Origin of the sequence: Rhizobium sullae, from assembly GCF_025200715.1 — a bacterium.
In the GTDB taxonomy this organism is placed as follows: domain Bacteria; phylum Pseudomonadota; class Alphaproteobacteria; order Rhizobiales; family Rhizobiaceae; genus Rhizobium; species Rhizobium sullae.
Genome location: NZ_CP104143.1, coordinates 2,421,086 through 2,441,340, shown reverse-complemented (window position 1 = coordinate 2,441,340; position 20,255 = coordinate 2,421,086). Strand labels below are relative to the sequence as shown.

At 61.0% G+C, this 20,255-nt stretch carries 19 protein-coding genes and 3 pseudogenes; 13 read left to right on the top strand and 9 right to left on the bottom strand.

Annotated elements, in window-relative coordinates; all coding sequences use genetic code 11:
- Positions 1-176: 176 nt before the first annotated feature.
- Positions 177-863, top strand: a complete 687-nt coding sequence (locus N2599_RS12495) for a LuxR C-terminal-related transcriptional regulator (RefSeq protein WP_244915107.1) — start codon at positions 177-179, stop codon at positions 861-863.
- A 659-nt stretch (positions 864-1,522) separates the two neighbouring features.
- Here the strand turns inward: N2599_RS12495 and N2599_RS12490 are convergent.
- Both N2599_RS12490 and N2599_RS12485 read right to left on the bottom strand, forming a co-directional pair.
- The gene (locus tag N2599_RS12490) at positions 1,523-2,938 is read right to left on the bottom strand and encodes an efflux transporter outer membrane subunit (RefSeq protein ID WP_027513608.1); all 1,416 of its coding nucleotides are present in this window, start codon (positions 2,936-2,938) and stop codon (positions 1,523-1,525) included.
- Positions 2,939-3,522: 584 nt separating this feature from the next.
- Positions 3,523-4,047 (bottom strand): DUF6428 family protein, encoded by a 525-nt coding sequence (locus tag N2599_RS12485; protein WP_027513610.1) that lies wholly within the window; start codon positions 4,045-4,047, stop codon positions 3,523-3,525.
- Between the two features lie 42 nt (positions 4,048-4,089).
- Between N2599_RS12485 and N2599_RS12480 the strand changes: the two genes are divergently transcribed.
- From N2599_RS12480 to arsK, 6 genes are read left to right on the top strand one after another with little or no spacing between them, the layout of a single operon-like run.
- Positions 4,090-4,446 (top strand): ArsR/SmtB family transcription factor, encoded by a 357-nt coding sequence (locus N2599_RS12480; protein WP_027513611.1) that lies wholly within the window; start codon positions 4,090-4,092, stop codon positions 4,444-4,446.
- Positions 4,443-4,973, top strand: coding sequence for an arsenate reductase ArsC (locus N2599_RS12475; RefSeq protein ID WP_027513612.1), 531 nt, complete (start codon positions 4,443-4,445; stop codon positions 4,971-4,973). The genes N2599_RS12480 and N2599_RS12475 overlap by 4 nt, the downstream gene beginning before the upstream one ends.
- Positions 4,973-5,668: an MIP/aquaporin family protein gene (locus tag N2599_RS12470; RefSeq protein WP_027513613.1), complete on the top strand. Its 696-nt coding sequence runs from the start codon at positions 4,973-4,975 to the stop codon at positions 5,666-5,668. Before N2599_RS12475 ends, N2599_RS12470 begins: the two co-directional genes overlap by 1 nt.
- Entirely contained in the window at positions 5,665-6,087 is a 423-nt protein-coding gene (arsC, locus tag N2599_RS12465; protein ID WP_027513614.1) for an arsenate reductase (glutaredoxin), read from the top strand. Before N2599_RS12470 ends, arsC begins: the two co-directional genes overlap by 4 nt.
- Positions 6,062-6,787, top strand: a complete 726-nt coding sequence (gene arsH / locus N2599_RS12460) for an arsenical resistance protein ArsH (RefSeq protein ID WP_027513615.1) — start codon at positions 6,062-6,064, stop codon at positions 6,785-6,787. The genes arsC and arsH overlap by 26 nt, the downstream gene beginning before the upstream one ends.
- Complete coding sequence (gene arsK / locus N2599_RS12455; RefSeq protein ID WP_051336836.1) at positions 6,784-8,016, top strand: arsenite efflux MFS transporter ArsK; 1,233 nt, start codon at positions 6,784-6,786, stop codon at positions 8,014-8,016. The genes arsH and arsK overlap by 4 nt, the downstream gene beginning before the upstream one ends.
- A gap of 23 nt (positions 8,017-8,039) precedes the next feature.
- Here arsK and N2599_RS12450 read toward each other — a convergent pair whose 3' ends face one another.
- Complete coding sequence (locus tag N2599_RS12450; RefSeq protein WP_375714126.1) at positions 8,040-8,552, bottom strand: hypothetical protein; 513 nt, start codon at positions 8,550-8,552, stop codon at positions 8,040-8,042.
- A 40-nt stretch (positions 8,553-8,592) separates the two neighbouring features.
- On the bottom strand, positions 8,593-9,939 hold the full coding sequence (locus N2599_RS12445) for a mechanosensitive ion channel family protein (protein ID WP_051336838.1): 1,347 nt from the start codon (positions 9,937-9,939) through the stop codon (positions 8,593-8,595).
- A 279-nt stretch (positions 9,940-10,218) separates the two neighbouring features.
- Between N2599_RS12445 and N2599_RS12440 the strand changes: the two genes are divergently transcribed.
- From N2599_RS12440 to N2599_RS12425, 5 genes and pseudogenes are all read left to right on the top strand, one after another.
- Complete coding sequence (locus tag N2599_RS12440; RefSeq protein ID WP_027513617.1) at positions 10,219-10,611, top strand: GFA family protein; 393 nt, start codon at positions 10,219-10,221, stop codon at positions 10,609-10,611.
- A gap of 20 nt (positions 10,612-10,631) precedes the next feature.
- Positions 10,632-10,812 (top strand): annotated as a pseudogene (locus N2599_RS37820) (IS481 family transposase); the annotation flags it as partial.
- A 271-nt stretch (positions 10,813-11,083) separates the two neighbouring features.
- Positions 11,084-11,211: pseudogene (locus N2599_RS12435) on the top strand (metallophosphoesterase); the annotation flags it as partial.
- Positions 11,212-11,396: 185 nt separating this feature from the next.
- Positions 11,397-12,296 carry a metallophosphoesterase gene (locus N2599_RS12430; RefSeq protein WP_027513619.1) on the top strand — a complete coding sequence of 300 codons (900 nt, stop codon included), beginning with the start codon at positions 11,397-11,399 and terminating at the stop codon, positions 12,294-12,296.
- 53 nt (positions 12,297-12,349) lie between these two features.
- Positions 12,350-12,595: pseudogene (locus N2599_RS12425) on the top strand (IS481 family transposase); the annotation flags it as partial.
- A 427-nt stretch (positions 12,596-13,022) separates the two neighbouring features.
- On the opposite strand, the gene N2599_RS12420 reads toward N2599_RS12425, so the two are convergent.
- The 5 genes from N2599_RS12420 to N2599_RS12400 form a co-directional block, all read right to left on the bottom strand.
- Positions 13,023-13,178 carry a hypothetical protein gene (locus tag N2599_RS12420; RefSeq protein WP_156915376.1) on the bottom strand — a complete coding sequence of 52 codons (156 nt, stop codon included), beginning with the start codon at positions 13,176-13,178 and terminating at the stop codon, positions 13,023-13,025.
- A gap of 204 nt (positions 13,179-13,382) precedes the next feature.
- The gene (locus tag N2599_RS12415) at positions 13,383-13,769 is read right to left on the bottom strand and encodes a hypothetical protein (RefSeq protein WP_027513621.1); all 387 of its coding nucleotides are present in this window, start codon (positions 13,767-13,769) and stop codon (positions 13,383-13,385) included.
- Between the two features lie 3 nt (positions 13,770-13,772).
- Complete coding sequence (locus N2599_RS12410; protein ID WP_051336837.1) at positions 13,773-14,657, bottom strand: nucleotidyl transferase AbiEii/AbiGii toxin family protein; 885 nt, start codon at positions 14,655-14,657, stop codon at positions 13,773-13,775.
- A gap of 24 nt (positions 14,658-14,681) precedes the next feature.
- Positions 14,682-15,482: a type IV toxin-antitoxin system AbiEi family antitoxin domain-containing protein gene (locus N2599_RS12405; protein WP_027513622.1), complete on the bottom strand. Its 801-nt coding sequence runs from the start codon at positions 15,480-15,482 to the stop codon at positions 14,682-14,684.
- A 127-nt stretch (positions 15,483-15,609) separates the two neighbouring features.
- Entirely contained in the window at positions 15,610-15,843 is a 234-nt protein-coding gene (locus tag N2599_RS12400) for a hypothetical protein (RefSeq protein ID WP_027513623.1), read from the bottom strand.
- Positions 15,844-16,591: 748 nt separating this feature from the next.
- Here N2599_RS12400 and N2599_RS12395 point away from each other — a divergent pair.
- Positions 16,592-19,960, top strand: coding sequence for an AAA family ATPase (locus N2599_RS12395; RefSeq protein ID WP_027513624.1), 3,369 nt, complete (start codon positions 16,592-16,594; stop codon positions 19,958-19,960).
- Positions 19,961-20,255: the final 295 nt, after the last annotated feature.

Here is a 20,255-nt window from a genome sequence, read left to right as displayed (position 1 = left end):
GTTTGATCTAACTGTATGATTCGCAAGTAAAGCGTATGTATTTCAAACGAGTCTCTAGTTTTGGCTGCCAATTTTGTTGAGAGTAGGAGTCGGCTATGAACGGGCAACAAATAACCAATGAAAATACTAGTGCCGCAAGGACAACCCGCCTCATTTCCTTGAAGGCGAGGGATCCGGTGCGGAGTTTGTCGTCGGCGAATTTCGTTACGACGGAAGAGCATACGGAATATCTGCTGCTGATCGATTCGCGTGCGCTTGACCGGGAGTGTCTGTCACGCAGCCTTCGCGATTACCAACCGACCTTAAACATCATTTCCGCCAATTCGCTGGAGGACTGGCAGAACCAGCATATCCAGCATGATCCCGCCGTCATCCTCTTGATGATCGGCGGAAAGAAGATCACGGACGTCGATGTGGGCCAGACGATCGCGAAATTGACCGAGAAGTTCAAATCCAGCCCGGTCGTCGTGGGCGCGGAAAGCGACGAACTTTCGCAAATCCTCAAAGCGCTGGAATACGGCGCCCGAGGCTACATACCCACAACTGTTAGTATTGGCGTCGCTGCAGAAGCAATCGGCCTGGCTCAGGCCGGGGGAATCTTCATTCCTGCAAGCAGCATTCTTGCCGCGAGACATGTCATCAGCGCGGTCAGTAGCGGAATGAACTGCGCTGAGGAACTCTTCACGCCACGTGAAGCGGTCGTAGCGGAAGCCTTGCTGCGCGGCAAGGCCAACAAGATCATCGCCTATGAAATGAAGCTTTGCGAAAGTACGGTAAAGGTTCACATCCGCAACATCATGAAAAAGCTGAATGCCACCAACCGTACGGAGGTTGCCTACAAGATCAGGGATTTCATGCATTAGTCGTGAATGGCTGTTGCTGAATTGCCTGAAGCTGAGGTGAAGGCGCTGCGTATGCTTTCGCGGGCAGGGCCGTCGCGTATACCGCCTGGTAAGAGGCGGATTGCGCGGTTGCCTGCGAAGGAGCCGAGGTCCGATGCCGCTTGATGGTCGAGAAGGAAGATATCTGAGCGTCCCCTGCGCCGTCCAGGTCGGGGGGCGCTGTTTTTCTGGATAAGACGGAAGACAGCTCGATATTCGTGAGACAAAAAGCCGGGCTCGCTTCAGCAATGAAGCGAGCCCTTCCGCAAGGAGCTTGTCGCGGTCATTAGTCCGCGAGTATTAGCTGCCGCATTTGGAATTGGCTCTACTCGGTACTGCCCCCGATCCCAAGGCAAGGATGCCATACTACTGCACGAAATCAATTAATCCCTTTGGGTTATGGGCCGGCCGCCAGTTCCTGTCTTATTCCGGCACAGGAAGCGCGTTTCAGCGGGCCATCGGGTGTAGGAGCGGCTCATCCATTTGGAGAAATGTTCAAGACCGGGAATCCGTGGTCTGATGCTCGGGAGCGGTATCACGCTTGCGTGACCGTCTCTTTACTCCTCCGATGAAGGGAGAAGGGCTCGCCGATAGGCAGGGCGGGTCCTTTTTCCTTGGCCATGCGGGATTTTATCTGCCGCTCAGCTCTTTGTGGGTCCCTTTGCCACAGCGGCGGAGACGGCGTTGACCTTGCCGCCCGGGGCATAGCCGCCGCCGATGGCGACGTTGAGCGAGACGTAGTCCTTGGCCATCTGCTGCACCGAAGCGGCAAGACTTGCCTGGGCGAGCGACACCTGGCGCTGGGCGTCGAGCACGTCGAGCAGCGAGGAGGCGCCGTCCTTGTAGCTCGCCGTCGACAGTTCCAGCGATTCCTGCGTCGTCTTGACCTGGGCGCGCAGCGCTTCCACCGTCTGGGCGTCGCGGCGTACCGCCGACAGCGCGTTCTCCACCTCCTCGACGGCGTTGAGCACTGCCGCCTTCCAGGCGAGATAGGCGGTTTTGGCGTCCGACTTGGCGATGTCGACATTGGCGCGCAGGCGGCCGCCGTCGAAGATCGGCAGGCTGAGCGTCGGGCCGAACGACCAGGTGGTCAGGCCGCCGCCGCTGCCGCCGGCCGGGTTGACCCAGGTCGGCGAGATCGCGCCGGAGAGCGAGATCGACGGATAAAGCTGCGATTGGGCGACGCCGATATTGGCGGTCGCCGCCGCCAGATTGCGCTCGGCCACGCGGATGTCGGGACGGTTGCGGATCAGGTCGGCCGGAATGCCGGAGATGATGCCGGCACGGTAGATCGGCTGGGAAGCACCCTTCTGCAGCTCGGCCATCAGCGCCGACGCCGGCAGACCGAGCAGCGTGGCGATGTGATGCGCCGAGACGCGGAAGTTGGTTTCGAGATTAGGGATTTCGGCCTGCGTCGACTGCACCAGGCCCTCGGCCTGGACGACGTCGAGCCTGGAGGCTGCCCCGGCTTCCAGCTGGAACTTGGTGAGGTCATAGGTCTCCCGGCGCGATTGCAGGTTGGCCTTCGACAGCGCGATGCGCTCCTGGAAGAAGCGGGCGTCGATATAGGTCGAGACGAGGTCCTGCAGGAAGGCCAGCCGCGCGACGTCGGCGCTGGCATAGGCCGAATCGAGCGAGGCAAGCGCGCTTTCCTTGGAGCGGCGGTACTGGCCGAAGAGGTCGAGCAGCCAGGAGACGTTGGCGTCGCCGCCGGTGGTGTTGGTGGCGCCCACCCGGGTGCGCTCCGAGCCCATCTGGCCCGACACCGTGTGCGAGGCGCCGACCACCAGGCTCGGCAGCGAGCCGGCGCCGGCAACCGTCACATTGGAGGACGCCGAATTGATGCGCTCCATCGCCTGCAGCACGTCGAGGTTCTGGTCGATGCCGCGCGCCACCAGGCTGTCGAGCTGCTTGTCGCGATAGGCCGACCACCAGGCCACCGTCGCAACATCGCCGATCTCCTTCTTCCCGCCCTCGCCGAACTTTGCCGGCAAAGGCATCTCAGGCGGCGTGTGATCCGGGCCACTCACGCAGCCTGCCAAGGTCGACGCAATCACGAAATACGCTGCGCTTCGAGCTAATGCTGTTCGCCCCCTCAATCTGCCGACCTCCTTGGTTTTGTTGAAACTACGCTAAACAGGGTTAACGAAACGTTGCATCCGTCCCCTTTCGCCCGGCCTGCTGTGGGAATTCGGCGATGCGGAAGGCTTCGTCCGGAGCCGGCTCAACCATTTAAAGCTCGCGCCTCGCGGGCGAGCCCAGCAACGGGATGCGGAGAGGGGCCGGCACAAAAACCGGCCGACGGAAACGAAAGGCGTCGCTCGGATTAACGCTCGTTGGCTCCTGGAGGCAGGGCGAGGCAGTGGCGCAAGCCATCAGGCGAGACGTCTTGCCCTCCATCCTGGCGGCTTGAGGACGGTAGCTTTGCCGCGAGGACTCCTGCGCCGGAGGCGCTTCTAAGATCGGATATATGGCGACGCCCAATGCAAGGCTGATGGAAACGCACGTTACGATGTAAAACAGCACAAACCTCATGGCACGTTATAACGGCAGTGTCCCGGCGACATATCAACCTGCCCAATATGATTAGGCAGGGCTGGAGATAACCGTCGCTATGCGCGCCCTGGCTTTTCAATGCCCTCTAAGCGCAGCAGGCATTTTTGCCGCTCGTGGGGCCGCAGCAGGCTTCAGCCCTGCGTGTTTCTTCTGCGAGCCAGCGGTCGCGCGGCTTGCAGCTTGCCGGGCGAGGTGCAAGTTCGACGTGAACGGTGCCGCCGCGCAAGACCGGCATGGCCGCGCAATAAAGCTGCATCGGCCGCACGCCGTCGCTGACTTCGAATGTCAGTCTGGCAGAACCGTCCAGTTTCACATGCTCGGTCACCTTGCGGATGATCGCGTAGAATTTTCCGGCCGGCATATGCGTGCGGTCGCCCTCTTCTATGTCCCATAGCTGGATGAAAATCTCTCGCCATGCTTCCGGGTTGGCGCCGCAGTCGAGCGCTGCGAACTCGCCGGCCTTGACTTCGGTGACGTGGTAACCCGGGTTCACGGGGCGGCCGTCGTAATGGAAAACCAAGGGCGAATCCTTGGTGCCTGCGAGGAAGTCGAGTAGCAGGCCGAGGCTGATGTCACGGTCCTGTATTTTGCTGTTGTCGATCGCGTTCATTTGCATTATTCCATATTTCAACAATTTAAGGATCATTGAAATATGGATCAACGTCAAGCCCTAAGCGCCTTCGCCGCACTTGCCCAGGAAACCCGCTTGCAGATCGTCCGCATGCTGGTGGTTGCGGGTCCGGACGGCATGGCCGCCGGTATGGTCGCGGAGAAGACGGCCGTATCGCCCTCGAATGTCTCCTTCCATCTCAAGGAGCTCGAACGCTCCGGCTTGATCAACCAGAAGCGTGAATCCCGATCCATCATCTACACTGCCAATTACGGGGCGCTAGGTGCCCTGATCCGGTTCCTCATGGAAGATTGCTGTGGCGGCAATGCCGAAATCTGCGCACCGGCTGCTGCTGTCGCTGTTTGCTGCACCCCTCAAACCACGGAGAAGCTGCAATGACCATCGATCGTGTCTATAACGTGCTCTTTATCTGCACCGGCAATTCCGCCCGCTCGATCCTAGCGGAATCCATCCTCAACGCCGAAGGCAAGGGCCGCTTCCGGGCGTTTTCGGCAGGCAGCCAGCCCAAAGGTGAGGTCAATCCCTATGCGCTGAAGGAGCTGCAGGCGCTGGGCTATCCTTCGACCGGTTTCAGCTCGAAGACCTGGGACGTCTTTGCCGAGCCGGGCGCGCCGGAAATGGATTTCATCTTCACGGTCTGCGACAGCGCCGCCGGCGAAGCCTGCCCGGTCTGGATCGGCCATCCGATGACCGCCCATTGGGGTGTTGAGGATCCGGCCGCCGTCGAGGGCAGTGAAGTCGAGAAGGGCCGGGCTTTCGCACAGGCTGCGCGGTTCCTCAAGAACCGGATCGTGGCCTTCCTGAGCCTGCCTTTGTCGTCGATCGACAAGCTCGCTCTGGAGCAGCACCTGCGCCAGATTGGCGCCATGAAAGGCTCGACGAGCAATCCCGCGAAGGCAGGATAATGGTGATGTTCGATCTGCCGCGCCGCCTGGTGTCCGAGGGTCTCGGCACCGCACTTCTCGTTGCGACTGTGGTCGGGTCGGGCATCATGGCTACATCGCTCACGCAGGATGTAGGACTGGCGTTGCTCGGCAATACGCTGGCGACCGGCGCGATCCTAGTGGTTCTGATCACCATCTTCGGGCCGGTTTCGGGAGCCCATTTCAATCCGGCCGTCTCGCTGATCCTTGCGATGTCGCGCTCGCTGCCGAAACGCGACTTCCTCTGCTACGTCTTGGCGCAAATCGCCGGCGGCGCCATCGGCACGATCGCGGCCCACCTGATGTTCGATCTTCCCGTTATCGAGCTGTCGACCAAGGTGCGCACCGGCGGTGCACAATGGTTTTCCGAAGGTGTCGCGACCTTCGGCCTGGTGGCCGTGATCCTCGCCGGCATCCGCTTCGAGCAGAAGGCGGTGCCGTGGCTGGTGGGGCTTTATATCACCGCCGCCTACTGGTTCACCGCCTCGACCTCGTTTGCCAATCCGGCTGTCGCCTTCGCCCGGTCGCTAACCGACACTTTTTCCGGCATTCGTCCGCTCGATCTTCCGGGCTTCTGGGTCGCCGAGATCGCCGGCGCGGTCGCGGCACTCTTTCTCATCACCTGGCTGCTGCAGCCGGGCGCGTCGCCAACCCTTTCACCCGAGGCAAAACTATGAAGGCCACCATCTATCACAACCCGGACTGCGGCACGTCGCGCAACACGCTGGCGATGATCCGCAATGCGGGGATCGAGCCAACGGTCATCGAGTATTTACAAACTCCGCCGTCGCGCGCGGAGCTGGTCAGGATGATCGTCGATGCCGGCCTGACGGTGCGCCAGGCCATCCGCGAGAAGGACACGCCTTACGCGGCACTCGGGCTCGACGATCCGACGCTGACCGACGACCAGCTTCTCGACGCGATGCTGAAAGATCCGATCCTCATCAACCGGCCCTTCGTGGTGACGCCGCTCGGCGCGCGGCTGGCGCGGCCGTCAGAAGTGGTCCTGGACATCCTGCCGAGCACCCATAAGGGCGCCTTCGCCAAGGAAGATGGCGAACAGGTCCTCGATGCGGAAGGCAAGCGCCTTGTCTGATCTGCCGGCAGCCTCCCGCGAACATCTGCGGCCTCTCGATCCCACAGCGCTGCGGCCGCTGTTTTCGATGCACAAGCCCCGTATCCTGATCCTCTACGGCTCGCTGCGCACCGTCTCCTACAGCAGGCTGCTCGCCCATGAGGCGGCGCGCCTGCTCGAGCACTTCGGCTGCGAGGTGCGGATCTTCGATCCGGAAGGATTGCCGCTGCCCGACGCGGCGCCGGTGAGCCATCCGAAGGTTCAGGAGTTGCGCGAACTCTCGCAGTGGTCGGAAGGGCAGGTGTGGGTTTCGCCGGAACGCCATGGCGCCATGACCGGCATCATGAAGGCGCAGGTCGACTGGATTCCGCTCTCCGTAGGATCGGTGCGGCCAACGCAGGGCAAAACGCTCGCCGTCATGCAGGTGTCGGGAGGTTCGCAGTCCTTCAATGCGGTCGGGCAGATGCGCATCCTCGGGCGCTGGATGCGGATGATCACCATCCCGAACCAGTCCTCGGTCGCCAAGGCCTTTCAGGAGTTCGACGCGGACGGCCGCATGAAACCCTCGTCCTATTACGACCGCGTGGTTGACGTTTGCGAGGAACTCGTGAAATTTACCTGGCTCACCCGCGACGCCTCCGCCTATCTCACCGATCGCTACAGCGAACGCAAGGAAGAGGCTGATAAGCTCGAACAGCGCGTGAGCCTGAAATCCATATGACCGAACGTCCGCCGATCGCCGCCATCGTCGCCCTTGGCCTCACGCAGATCATCGGCTACGGCACACTCTATTACAGCTTCAGCATCCTTGCTCCCGGCATGTCGCGGGATCTCGGCTGGCCCCCGGAGGCCGCGTTCGGGGCATTGTCCGTGGCTCTCCTGATCGGCGGCTTTACCGCCCCTGCGCTCGGCAAATGGATCGATCGCTTCGGCGCCGGGCGTATCATGACCGTGGGGTCGGCGATCGCCGCGGCTGCGTTGACCGCCTGCGCGCTGGTGCCCGGCAGAATTTCCTTCGTCGTGGCGCTGATCGGCATCGAGATTGCCTCGAACCTCGTGCAATATGGCGCGGCCTTCGCGCTGCTCGTGCAGATCCGGCCGCAGGCGGCACAGCGGAGCATTACCTACCTGACGCTTATCGGCGGGTTTGCCTCGACGATCTTCTGGCCGATCACCACGATGCTGCACGCCGAGATGTCTTGGCAGCAGGTCTATCTGGTCTTCGCAGGCCTCAATCTCCTCATCTGCCTGCCCATCCATGCCGTTCTCTCCCGGAAAATGCGCTGCAACCGCGAACGGAGTGGCAAGGCCTCACCAGCGAAACGCGTGGAAGGAACGCTTGCCGCATCGGCACGCAGGACCGGTTTCGTCCTGATGGCGCTTTCCTTTTCCCTCCAGTCGCTGGTGAGCTCGGCCATCCTCGTGCATATGGTGCCGGTGCTTTCGGGCCTCGGGCTCGGGGCGACCGCGGCATTGGTCGGGACGTTCTTCGGTCCCTCCCAGGTGCTCAGCAGGTTCACGAACATGCTCTTCGGCGGGAACCTGCCGCCGCTCAAGCTCGCCATCATCGCGGCCATGCTTATGGCCGCAGCGGTGTTCCTGCTAATCCCGACCGCGCCGTCCGTCGTTGGCGCCATCGCGTTCGCCGTTGTCTTCGGCCTGGGAAATGGCCTCTTCAGCATCGTTACGGGAACCCTTCCGCTGATGCTGTTCGGAAGCGACGGGTATGGAAAGCTGCAGGGCCGGGTGATGGCGGCGCGGCTGATCGTGTCGGCCACGGCACCCTTTGCGCTGGCGTACATGATGGGAGCCATCGGCGTCGTCTGGTCGCTGGCGCTGACATCAGCGGCAGGCGGCCTTGCCGTGCTGGTTCTGGCGGCCATCGGGCGGCTTGCCACGAACGTGTATGCATCCGAAATGAAGGCAGGGGAGGCGGCGAGTGCCACCTGATACTGCCGGTGCCCGGACGCCGCTTACCGACGCCGCAGATCGATGCTGCTGGTGATGACCGGCCTGCCGGTGGTAAGGTCGCGGTCGACCGTCCGGAGGCGCAGGCCATCGGCGCCGACCTTCTCGATGGTCATGTTTGCGTTCCGGTCACCGTTCACGGGGCGGGCCCACCGTACCGAGAGATCAATGGCATTGCCGCGGCGTTTTCCGGACAGCACGGACGGTTGTCCCGACGGCCCGACATAGGCTCCGGTATAGCGACTGCCGCTGAGCCTCAGATTTGCCGAAACCCCCCGGCGCACGACGAGAAAGCCGCGGCAGCTGCCGTTCATGGAGAAGTTGACCCTGCCCGCCGCCGTTGCGAAGCTGCACCGCACGTTGATCGGATCGCTGCCAATGCGCATTAGCACGTGGCCCGTGCCCTGCCAGTTTCCGGCAAGTGACTGGAGGAAATTGGCTTCCTGACCGGCGGCGGCAAGCGGCTGGGAGCCGGCGAGGGCGAAGGACAACAAAAAAGCGGCAGGGCGCATGGCGATTACCTCGTGAACGGATATTGCCGAACGTCTTTGAGGCAGTTCAGTTCCCGGATTGTGTGCCGCCGGAAGCGCAGCCGTCATCTGGTCGTTGCCGAAGAGATGCGCGGGCAAGCTCGACAGGTGTCTTCATGATGATTTCGCGATGCGGGAAGGGGATCGAAATGCCGGCTGCCTTGAATGCGTCCCACAATGCCATGAGCACTTGACCGCGAACGTTTGTGAGACCGTTGCTCGGATCGGAGATCCAGAACCTCAGCTTGAAATCCAGCGAGGATGCGCCAAAGGCCGTCATCCAGCAGACCGGCTGGGCGTAGGTGCCCGCAACCCGCGGAATGGTCTTGGCGGCCTCGATCGCGATGCGCGCAACCTCGTGCGGGTCGCTATCATACGAGGTTCCGAAATCAACCTCGATGCGGACATATTCACTGGAGAACGACCAGTTGACGACCTGCTGGGAAATGAAGTCTTCGTTTGGAATGAGGTACTCCTTGCCATCTCTCGTGATGACCGAGACGAAGCGGGAGCGCAGGTCGCGAATCGAGCCGAAGGTCTCTCCCAGCGTAATGGTGTCGCCCGGTTTGATGGATTTATCGAGAAGGATGATGATCCCAGATATGAAGTTGGAGACCACCTTCTGCAGGCCGAAACCGATACCGACGCCGACGGCACCTGAAAAAACCGTGAGCGCCGTCAGGTCGATGCCCGTCGCAGACAAGGCAACAGTGCCTGCAAAGACGATGAGCCCTATCTTCACCAGTTTGCTGATGAGAACCTTCAAGGACGGCGTGAGATCCGCGGACTTCTGGATCCAGTTCGACGACATGTTGCCGATCAGAACCGCTAGCCAGATCAGCGCGACGGAAAGGACGATGGCCTTCAAGACGAGCAGCATCGAGAGGCGAACGGCACCGAGATTGATGGCGACGTCATCGAGTGCTGCAAGGAGCGCCCGGTCCAGCCCAAGCGCGTAAAGCGCAAAGTAGAGCCAGCCCGCGGCGGCGACGACACGGGCCAGCATCTGGTTTCGAATGATGCGCGTGAGCACCGAGATGACGAACCACGCCACCACCAGGGTGAGGGCAGTTCCCATCAGCCACCGGTGGGAGGGCCATGCAAAGCGCAACAGCACTACATCGGCAATCGCCAGCAGCACAATCAGAAAGAGCCACCGCGTTCGCCGCATGAAAGCGATAATGACGCGAAGCAGATCCGGATTTCCCTTGATGGTGCGGGCGCGCGATTCCAGTGCCGGCTCGATCCGTTTTGCCAGCCAGCCGGAAAGCAGGTAACCGGCGACAATCAGGGCGGACTGATAGAGCGTCCACTCATTAAGAAGGAAAGCCTGCAGCCAGGATCCGGCAGCGTTGACCGCCTCGAGGAAATCCATCGTCGTTCTCTCGCGATTCTGCAGGATAACCAGCGGGAGCGGGGTTTTGTTCAAAATCCGGGTTCCGACGCAATTTTCCCGATCATTATCGAGATAAGCGCGGGTGAGGTTCAGTCGAGGCGCGGGGTTTCTTGGCGCTAGCGGCTGCGGGCAGTGCGGGGCCGGTTTACAGTGCGGAGCTTTGTGAACGACGCGTCCCCGCCCGCAACAGGGCAATTTGCAATGACAGTGCCGTTCGTTGTAACCATTCTGACCGCTTGATTTTAGAGGAGATGCAGCATGGACCGGTTCACCGGCGGTTGCCTGTGCGGCAACGTCCGAATCGTGGCGTTGGGACTCCCATACCGGGTCGGCGTTTGTCACTGTCTCGACTGCCGCAAGCATCATGGGGCACTCTTTCACGCTTCCGCGGTGTTCCCTCAGGATGCAGTGACGATCGATGGCGAAACACGCGACTACGCCGGGCGGTTTTTCTGTCCCCGTTGCGGTTCCTCCGTTTTCGGACGCAGCGCAGATGAAATCGAAGTGAACCTAGGATCCTTGGATGCCCCTGATCAACTGATGCCAACCTACGAACTCTGGACCGTCCGTCGCGAGTCCTGGTTGCCGCCATTTCCGCTCAAGAGACGATACGACCGCGATCGTGACGCCACGGGTCGCTTTGAGGAGTAGGTCGCGCGAACGATACGAAGGTCTATCGCAAGAAGATCAGCATCTCGACCGTGCTGGCCGGACAGAAACTGGGACTCAAGGACGTCGACGACGGCATTTGGCTCGTCAGCTTCATGAATTGTGATCTGGGATGTATCGACCCTGGAGCAGAGAACTTTGCAAACCATCGACAACCCGTTCTGCACGAGGTTGTCACCCATGTTTCAAGTGCGTTCTGTTGCCTATGTCTTCTCTATTCGGCGTGTTGGGGTCAATCGCTTACGAGCGTCTCCGCCTCTTCATCTTCAGCAGGTCCTCGCTTCTGTTCGGGATCGGCGTTTCGCCCTCCCAGCATGGTTAGGAGAATGAGGCGGTTCAATCGATCATGCTGGAGCGTGGCTGGTGGCCGTGAGAAGGGATTATTTCTTATCTGGGTGACACGACGACGGACGGCGTACTCATCAGCCACTTCCGCGACAGAGGATTCGACTTCGATCGTTATGCCTGTGGCCATGTGGTCGAAGACGATCGCAGCTTGTCGTCTCCGGTGAGCTCGGCTGCTCGATTGCGCCGGTCCGCTTTGGTGTGCCGCCGGAGATCGTCGTCATCGACCTCGGTTGAGAGGACCCCGGCCGCATGGCTTAGGCGCGCGGCCGAATGATGTATTTCGGTGTGGCGGCGTGCTCGCTATGATCCGGCAGAGAAAGAGGCGGTCGTCGACGTCGGGCGAGCGCTTTTTCCTGCCTGCCTCGCCCCCACGAAGGCGACCGGCGGCTTAAAGGTCATTCCATCGAAGGGGAGAAGGCATGCTGGCGCGGCGCGGGTTCCTCACACTTCTCGGCGGGCTGGTGATGGCGGGATTTGGTACCAGCACCTATGCCGTGGGGGTCGAGCCGTTTCAGCGGCCGCTGGTAACATCCTATGCGTTGCGGCCTGCCAACTGGCCGGCGGGCCTCAAGCTCAGGGTCGTTGTCCTGGCCGACATCCATGCTTGCGAGCCTTGGATGCCGGTGCATCGGATTGCCGGCATCTGCGATCAGGCCAGTGGGCTTGGCGGCGACATCATCCTCCTGCTCGGCGACTACATGAGCAGCCTGCGCCTGACCGGCTTCGTGGAACCGGCCCGTTGGGCCGAGGCATTGGCACGGCTGAAGGCGCCGCTCGGTGTCCACGCGATCATAGGCAATCACGACTGGCTCAACGATCCCGTCGCCCGGCTGGCCGGTCATGGTCCGACGCTGGCCCACAGCGCGCTTGCCGGCGTCGGCATCCCGGTTTACGACAATCGTGCGCTGCGACTAGAAAAGGACGGACGATCTTTCTGGCTCGCCGGTCTGGCCGATCAACTCGAGCCAACCTATCCGGCACCAGACGGCTCTGGCATGATCCCCGGGCTCGATGACCTGCCCGGCACGTTGGCTGGCATCGATGGCGATGATCCGATCATCCTGATGGCCCACGAGCCGGATATCTTCGTCGATGTCCCCCGGCGCGTTTCGCTGACGCTCGCCGGCCATACCCATGGCGGGCAGGTGAGGTTCCTGGGCTATTCACCACTTGTCCCGTCGCGATACGGCAACCGCTATGCCTACGGGCATATCGTCGAGCACGATCGCCACTTGATCGTCTCCGGTGGATTGGGTCTTTCGAATTTGCCGATCCGGATCGGATCGCCGCCGGAGGTCGTTGTCATAGACATCGGCTAAGGGCAATGCTTGCCGTCGTTCCTGTCGCAAGTTGCGTGCTATATCGCCTACGCGCCTTCCGCGGGCTGTTTGCCGAGCGCGGCCTGCCGGCGGCGATCCGCAGTGACAACGGCTTGCCGTTTGCCAGTCCAAACGGGCTCTACAATCTGTCCAAGCTGTCGGTGTGGTGGCTGAGGCTCGGCATCGTCCTCGAGCGCATCAGGCTGGGCCGTCCCCAGGAAAACGGCCGGCATGAGCGCATGCACCTGACGCTGAGGAAAGAGGCGACCCGGCCGCCGGGCAAAAACATCCTCCAGCAGATCGACTACCCCTTCTACGATCGCGATGCGCTCATCGAAGCTGTCAATTTCGGCCCTGACCAGCTGACAACTCTCGCGATAGACTATTGGACTCATCCTGATTTCGTACCGGGTTTTCTGCCTTAGCTATGCGGCGTCGGCGGCGATCGGCGCTCTGGCTTCACTTGCCATCCGCAATGCAGGGTATCTGCTGGCTCGCCGCGTTACAGCGGCTTGAGGGCGCTATCCAGGTGCGGGACGCTTTGCGGTTCAAATCTCGTCGGTGAAATGGCGCGCCGGACGAGATGAAACGGGGCATCGCTATGTCATTGCTGCGCCTGTTGATTTCTGAGAACATCTCCACGAGTGAGAAGGGCAGACTCACCTCGCACGCTGCCGAACGACGGCGTGGACAAGCAAGCGCTCTGCACGAGCCTGTCGCGCACGGTCAGAAGCTGACCGAAGCGATCCATGTGCGCCAGCCCCTGCTGATCCACCAGAAGCTCCACTGGACCGCCAATCCGGCAGCGACGAACGCAAGAACGAAGAGAATCGGTCGCGCGCTCTGGCTCGCGTCGAGCTCGCGTTGCAGGACGGCGGCCACACGTCCGGTTTCCGACGGAAACGAGCGGACACCCTCTAGCAGGTCGGCGGCATGGGCACGGAACCTCGTCGCGAATTCGGCATACGAGAGCTCGGCCCCTCCGGTATTGCTGCAGAGGGCGGCGGTTGTGGCGGCAGGAAAGGCTATTTGTAGCTGGCGGGTTTGAAAGCTTTTTGAGGATCGTTCACATTCTTGAAAGAAAATTTAGGAACCTGAGGATATTTTCAGGGGCGGCAGGATTCTTGAAAGATTTCGTGGCCGCCAGATGATTGAACGTTTTCTTAGGGAAATGCTAAATCCTGAACGTTTTTTTAGGAGCCTGAACGTTTTTTGAGGCTTCACCCTCACAAGTTCGAGAACTCTCCCGCGAAGTTCTGCACCCACTTCGGCACCGCCGCCGATGGTGACGAGATAGGGCTGAGGGATTGCCTTCTTGGCAGTCGCGCGCGCCTGCTGGAAATGCCCGGGGTCTTTTAGGGCCTCGTCGCCGCGCGATCCGAAGCACATCACGGGCTCCGACGAGCGGCCCCAGACCGCCTTCACGCCCATGATCTGGTCAACCGACCCGGCCACCTCTTCGAATGTAGGCATAGACTATACTTTACGCTCCAGCACATCGGCCAGCTGGGCGACAAGCCGGCTGCGGGCGTCGCGAGATAGCTTGTCGAGATTGAGTTGCTTCCACCTGACAGCGGGAAGTTCGTCAGCGCCTTCGACGCCAAGCAACGACCAGTCCGGTTCACCTTTTTTGAAGCCCAGCAGGAAAGCCCTGTGCTCTTCCGGCATGCCGGCCGCCACAGCGGCAATCAGTTCCTCGCGCGTTGCCAGTAGAGCGTCGAGCACGACGGGCTCTGCCGTCATGCCGTCGAAACCTTGCGCAAATTCCTGCGCAATATCCTTGCGGCGCGGCACGAGGACTTCTGAGATCGGCCTGTCATGGCTGATAAGATAGACGATAAAAGCGCGCCGAAGATCGTCGCTGATCCCTTCATTGGCGAAAAGATCCCTGACATCGAACAGGTCACGCGGATGCTGGCGGTCGAGGGCCGCCATGATCTTCCCCGCATATAGATCAGAGAAGGAAACCACCTGCATTTCCACGAAACCGAAGGCATCTTCGACGGTCGGCGATACGGCCCTCGCTTCCGGCTCGAACACGCAGCCGCGCAATACGGGCGTCACCTCAATCTTTATTTGCGCATCAGTTCCCTGAACCATCAACTTGGTGACGATCTTCTCGCGCGCATTCACTACTTCGTTGACGCGCGCGCCGCGCAGACCTGTCCTGAGCGCCGCCGCAATGCGCTTCATTCCTGCATCAATGGCGGCCAGCGACTCTGCACGGGGAGCGACTGGCAAATAGGTCAGATCGATATCGACCGACAGACGCGGCATATCACGGACAAAGAGGTTGATCGCCGTGCCGCCCTTGAGCGCGAACTCCTGCTCCGCCGCGACGAAAGGCACGGCGGCGATCAAAAGGGCAACCTGGCGTCTTAGCGATCATTCAGGGGCACCAAGATCCTCCGGCACGGTTATGAGGTATTTCGGATCCAGCTTCCCGCCTCTGACGAGCATACGCTTGCCGCTGCCAAGGCTGATCTCTTCGCGCCTTATCTGCTTCAGCCACGGCGGCGCATGGCGATCGGCGAAGAAGAAGAACAGCCGCTTGACCTTTACGCTCCGGCAATCCGCAAGCAGCGTCTGCAGACGCCGTGGGCTCAAGGTATTCAGGCTTTGAACCATCATGTCGACGAGGTGAAAGCTCTCGTGACCCGGCAGCTCGTCGAGCATTTCGAGCAGCGCCCGCTCGGGCGTCGAAGCCATAAGCGGCCAATCCGACGGCCCCGGCAATTCCCGCAGCATGCCGGCCTGCAACGCGTCCTTTTCGGCCGCGAGAGTGTTGAACAGCACCTGCGACCGGTGAAAACGGAATGACTCTTTCAACGGTAGCTTGAAGAGCCAGCCGGGAGGCGGCTCCGTCCCGTAAAGGTGGATCGTAGACGGGCCAGTCGGTGACAAATAATGGCTGAACCCTTGCAGGTCGAGCGCGGTGCGTCCGCCGACCGTAAGGGCGCGTCCCATGAGCTTCTGGAGGGAAACGACGGTTTTCTGCCAGTCGAGTTCGCCGAGTGGACGTTTGTAAGTGCCGCGCACTGGCTGAACCAGCCAACCCGCCGAAACGTACTGGCTGCGCAGGCTAGTAGAATAGCCGTGCCGCTCCATCCATGCCGCATCGGCCAATAGGCCCTCTGGAAGGGTTCTTTCAAGTTGGTTTAGCTTTCCGCTGTTTCGCCCAGTCATACTTAGTAAACTAACACAAACTCAAACCAACTTCAAGGTTTGGAAAGCCTCGGAATTACAAAGCAATACTAGGTAAAATCACGCTTCCGTAAACCGACACACGTTCCAGAGGCAGCGCTATAGAACTTCAAACGGCCAATCCTCGCCCAGGACGCCCGCGACTTCGCACCTCGACGCCGTTCCGGTAGGCGACATGCCGGAGGTCGTCGAGGATCCGGTCGGCGGCCGCCCGGTCGAAGCGGGTTCGCCCCCGTGTCCGAAACAAGGCGGTCTTTAACCGTTCGAAGTGGCCGGCGTCGCTCACTCCCTTCCAGCCGGTGACCTTCGGCAATTCGGCAGTCGTCATGGATTCGATGGTCATGCTTTCTCTCCTCTAACCGTGTACCTGCGCTGAGGGCCGGGGGGCAGTTCACTTCAGCGAACTTAGATGCGAATCGCCAAAGACAACACCGATTTCATCTGCGAAACAGACGGAGTGCCGTGCTCCCAGCGGCGAAATCAACGATGCCTGATGCGATGAGACCGCCTGAAGGCGACGTTAGGTAGACGCCACGCGCTTGCCGGAAAACACTTGCAGATCACGGTCGCCGTCGCCACCATGAAAGATGGAATCGTGAAAAATCGAGCGGAAGCTTACACTTAGTTCGCTTCGTGAACGTTTCTGTCCGGCCATGATAGCCGTTTCATTTCACGTAATTGGGGGTGCATTTCATGGCTATGGGGCAGCCTTCACTGAGGCCCGTCACATAAACTTAGAAGCTGTTTCATTGAAATTGTTTAGCTTTTTCGCTCGCCCGCTTTCAAAAACTTGGAATCTAAAACGACAATTTTAGAACGCCCGGCACCCAAGAACCACAATTTTAGAATGGCTCATCGCACGTTTTGAAGCTGTCTCAGGGTGGATCGATTCTCGACCGGCGGCAACAAAAAAGGCGCCGCCCGCTAAAGGCAGCGCCTTCTGTTGGAACTACAGAAGCGCCCTTTGCAGCCGTTCCACGTGCCAGCCGTGGGTGACTGCTCAGGGCGACAGGTGTAAGCTGTATATCCTCGACTCGTGGGAAAGCGCCTCAGAGCAATCCGAATTCGACCATGTCAGAGGATGCTAGGTCATGCCCGACATCGGAGACTGGCTCGCCAGCATCAGGCTTGAGCGGTATCGCCAAACCTTCTTGAAGAACGGCATCGATCTCGATGTCGTCGACGATCTCACCGATGCCGACCTCAACGAGCTCGGACTGTCCCTTGGTGACCGCAAGCGTTTTCTCAGGGCGGCCGCGACTCTGGCTCAGCAGTCGCCGCCGCCCACGGCGGCACTACGTCCCTCCGTGTCACCGATCCACAGCGAGGCGGAACGGCGACAGCTTACGGTGATGTTCTGCGATCTCGTTGGATCGACAGCACTCTCCGCCCGCCTCGATCCAGAAGACCTACGGCAGTCGATCGTTGCGTACCGTGCTTGCGCCACCGAGATCGTCGGCCGGTACGACGGTTTTGTTGCCAAGTATATGGGCGACGGCGTCCTCGTATACTTTGGCTATCCGCAGGCTCACGAGGAAGATGCCGAGCGGGCCGTGAGGGCCGGCCTGGCGGTCGTTGAGGCCGTCGACCGGCTGGATGCGGCAGGCGAGCACCTGGCTGTTCGGATCGGAATCGCCACTGGCCTGGTCGTGGTGGGTGACATCATCGGCACCGGCGAGGCCGAGGAATGCAGCGTCGTAGGTGAAACGCCGAACCTGGCGGCCCGCCTACAGGAGTTGGCCGGATCCGGCACGGTGGTCATTGCCGAAGCAACGCGCGCACTGCTGCGGGGCCAGTTCAAGCTCGAAAGCATCGGACTGCGGCCGATCAAAGGTTTTTCCGGGGCGGCTGAAGCGTTTCGGGTGCTCGGCGAAGTGCGTAGCGACGACCGCTTCGAGGCCGGTCACGCGACCGTGCTGCCGTTGGTCGGCCGTGACCCGGAACTCGCATTGTTGGTCGATCGCTGGACTCAGGCAAAGGCCAAGGAAGGTCAGGTCGTCCTGCTCGAGGGTGAGGCTGGAATCGGCAAGTCGCGTCTCGCCCTGGCCCTTCGCGAGCGTCTCCTTCGAGAACCACACAGGTTGCGCCGCTACTTCGCCTCGCCATACCACATCAACAGCGCGCTTCGCCCGGTGATTGGCCAGCTTGAACAGGAAGCGGGATTTGAACGCGAGGATTCATCGGTCGTGAAGCTCGCCAAACTCCAGGCGCTGATCGCGGAACAGGTCGGTGAGGTGAGCGAAGCGCTTCCATTGTTGGCCGAGCTTCTCGGAATTCCAGGCGCTGGCCGCGGTCCAATACTGGATCTCGCGCCCCAACAGCGTAAGAACCGAACCTTCGACGTGCTCATCGCCCAGCTTGGCAGACTGGCTGCGAAGCAGCCAGTGCTCCTGGTGCTTGAGGACGCTCACTGGCTGGACGCGAGTAGCCTAGAGCTGTTCGGCTTGTTCGTGAACCACATCCGGCAGCTCCCGGTGCTGCTGGTCATTACCCACAGGCCCGAGTTCGTCCCGCCTTGGCGTAGTTACCGGCACGTGACAAAGGTAGTCCTGAATCGCCTCGACCGGGTGCACGCTCAATCGCTGGTCGAACGGCTGACCGGCGGAAAGGCACTGCCTGCCGGAGTGCTCGATTACATCCTGGCCAACACCGATGGCGTACCGCTGTACCTTGAGGAGTTGACCAAAACCATGCTCGAATCTGGTCTCCTGGGAGTGGCCGGCGATCAGCTTGGACTGGCTGCACATATGCCGCCGCTGGCGATCCCGGTAACGCTGTACGACTCGCTGATGGCCCGCCTCGACCGCCTCGGGAGGGCCAAGGTGGTGGCCCAGATCGGCGCCTGCATTGGGCGCGAGTTCTCCTATGAGCTGATTGCGGCGTTAGCAGTGCTCGATGAGCATGAGCTGCAGAGGAGCCTTGATCAACTGGTTGCTACTGAGCTAGTTTTTCGGCGCGGAAGCCCCCCTAACGCGATCTACAGCTTCAAGCACGCGCTCGTCCGAGATACCGCATATCAGTCGCTCCTCAAGAGCCGCCGCCGGGAACTACATCGCCGTATTGCGCAGGTCTTCGAAGAACTCGCCCCACATGTCGTGTCCGCTCAGCCGGAGCTCCTGGCCCATCATCTGACGGAGGCAGGAGAGCTGCCGCAAGCCGTCGTGTTCTGGCACCGGGCCGCCGAGCACGCAAACGAGCGGGCGGCGAATACCGAGGCCGTCGGCCATTTGGCCAAGGCACTCGACCTGCTCGCCCAGATGCCCGAGAATCCGGAGCAACTCGAGCTTGAGCTGACGTTGTTGATCACCATGGGACGAGTGCTTACCGCCGCGAAGGGCTATGGCCACCCGGAGGTCGAGCGCGTCTACAACCGTGCTCTCAACCTGGCGGAGCGGATCCAGGAAACGCCCAGGCTGTTCCCGGTGCTCCTCGGTCTCACCATTCATCATGCGGTGCGGTCCGAGCTTTCCGCGGCGCGGGACCTTGGCGAACGGCTTCTGAGGTTGGCGCAGCAGATCTCGGATCCTGTGCTCGTGGTGGAAGCGTCCTATGCTTTGGGTATTACCTGCTCCTGGCGCGGCGAATTCGCCTCGGCATGGAAGCACTTCGAGCACGGGATCAGCCAATACGACATCGCCCAGCACCGGGCCCATCTAGCGCTCTATGGACAGGATGGAGGACCGATCTGCCTGTGCCGTGGCGGCATGGCGCTGTGGTATCTCGGCCACGATGACCGGGCGCTGGAGCTGATGGACGAGGCGCTCGCCATGACCGCGAGCCTCAGGCATTTGTTCAGCCGTGCCTATGTACTGACATGGGCGGCGATTTTGCAGGTGCATCGACGCGACATCGCCAAGGCGCAAGAGGCGGCGGAGTTGGCGTTGGCGTTCGCGGCCGAACACGAATTTCCATTCTGGCACACCCAGGGAGTCTTCCTGCAGGGGTGGGTGCTGGCGGAGCGGGGCCTGATCGCGGAAGGCATCGAGCGGTTGCGAGACGGGTTGGCTGGCATGCAGGCGATCGGGTCAGGAATGACGGCGCCTTGGGCGATGGGCTTACTCGCGGAGGCGCACGGAAAGGCTGATCGTTTTGCCGAGGGTAGCACCTTGATTGATGAGGCGCTTACCATTGTCGCACGCACTGGCAACCGCTGGTGCGAGGCGGAGCTGCATCGGCTCAAGGGCGAACTCATATCATCGAGCTCAGAGTGCGATCCTGCCGAAATCGAGGCGTGCTTCAGCCGTGCGCTCGACGTCGCCCGCATGCAGGATGCGAAGATGTGGGAACTGCGCTCGGCGGTGAGTTTGGCCCGGCTTTGGCGAGCACAGGGTCTTAGAGCGCAGGCCTGCGAGCTGCTCATGCCGCTCCTCGGCTGTCTCTCTAACCTCCACGGGACGCTCGATCTTCAGGATGCTCAAGCGGTCCTTGAGAGCTGCGGAGGTAGTAAATCGAGCACCTGAACACTTGCTCCGCTGCAACGACTTTGTCGTAACTCCCGACCCAGCCACTAACTTATTTGTGGAACTCAACCAGGTTGAGGTGCCAAACGGGCTCGCAGCAGGGACTTTGCGGGCGTCAACCTTGCCGTCATTGGGTTCGCGCCGTAAGATCAGCGGATCTGCGTGAGGCGCGCGTCATCGCCTCGATCTGGCTGTCTCAAACCCCAAACCTGCGCGCAGTCTAAAATTCACGTTCGATCAGTTTCACATTTTTTGGCTGAAGACTAGCGACCGGCTGAGAAGGCCCTCACGAACC

Excerpts from the sequence above, each read along its gene's own strand:
- N2599_RS12485 (WP_027513610.1), bottom strand. The coding sequence starts at position 4,047 with ATGAACGCGATCGACAACAGCAAAATACAGGACCGTGACATCAGCCTC.
- N2599_RS12480 (WP_027513611.1), top strand. The coding sequence starts at position 4,090 with ATGGATCAACGTCAAGCCCTAAGCGCCTTCGCCGCACTTGCCCAGGAA.
- N2599_RS12475 (WP_027513612.1), top strand. The coding sequence starts at position 4,443 with ATGACCATCGATCGTGTCTATAACGTGCTCTTTATCTGCACCGGCAAT.
- N2599_RS12470 (WP_027513613.1), top strand. The coding sequence starts at position 4,973 with ATGGTGATGTTCGATCTGCCGCGCCGCCTGGTGTCCGAGGGTCTCGGC.
- arsC (WP_027513614.1), top strand. The coding sequence starts at position 5,665 with ATGAAGGCCACCATCTATCACAACCCGGACTGCGGCACGTCGCGCAAC.
- arsH (WP_027513615.1), top strand. The coding sequence starts at position 6,062 with ATGCGGAAGGCAAGCGCCTTGTCTGATCTGCCGGCAGCCTCCCGCGAA.
- arsK (WP_051336836.1), top strand. The coding sequence starts at position 6,784 with ATGACCGAACGTCCGCCGATCGCCGCCATCGTCGCCCTTGGCCTCACG.
- N2599_RS12445 (WP_051336838.1), bottom strand. The coding sequence starts at position 9,939 with ATGGATTTCCTCGAGGCGGTCAACGCTGCCGGATCCTGGCTGCAGGCT.
- N2599_RS12440 (WP_027513617.1), top strand. The coding sequence starts at position 10,219 with ATGGACCGGTTCACCGGCGGTTGCCTGTGCGGCAACGTCCGAATCGTG.
- N2599_RS12430 (WP_027513619.1), top strand. The coding sequence starts at position 11,397 with ATGCTGGCGCGGCGCGGGTTCCTCACACTTCTCGGCGGGCTGGTGATG.
- N2599_RS12415 (WP_027513621.1), bottom strand. The coding sequence starts at position 13,769 with ATGCCTACATTCGAAGAGGTGGCCGGGTCGGTTGACCAGATCATGGGC.
- N2599_RS12405 (WP_027513622.1), bottom strand. The coding sequence starts at position 15,482 with ATGACTGGGCGAAACAGCGGAAAGCTAAACCAACTTGAAAGAACCCTT.
- N2599_RS12400 (WP_027513623.1), bottom strand. The coding sequence starts at position 15,843 with ATGACCATCGAATCCATGACGACTGCCGAATTGCCGAAGGTCACCGGC.
- N2599_RS12395 (WP_027513624.1), top strand. The coding sequence starts at position 16,592 with ATGCCCGACATCGGAGACTGGCTCGCCAGCATCAGGCTTGAGCGGTAT.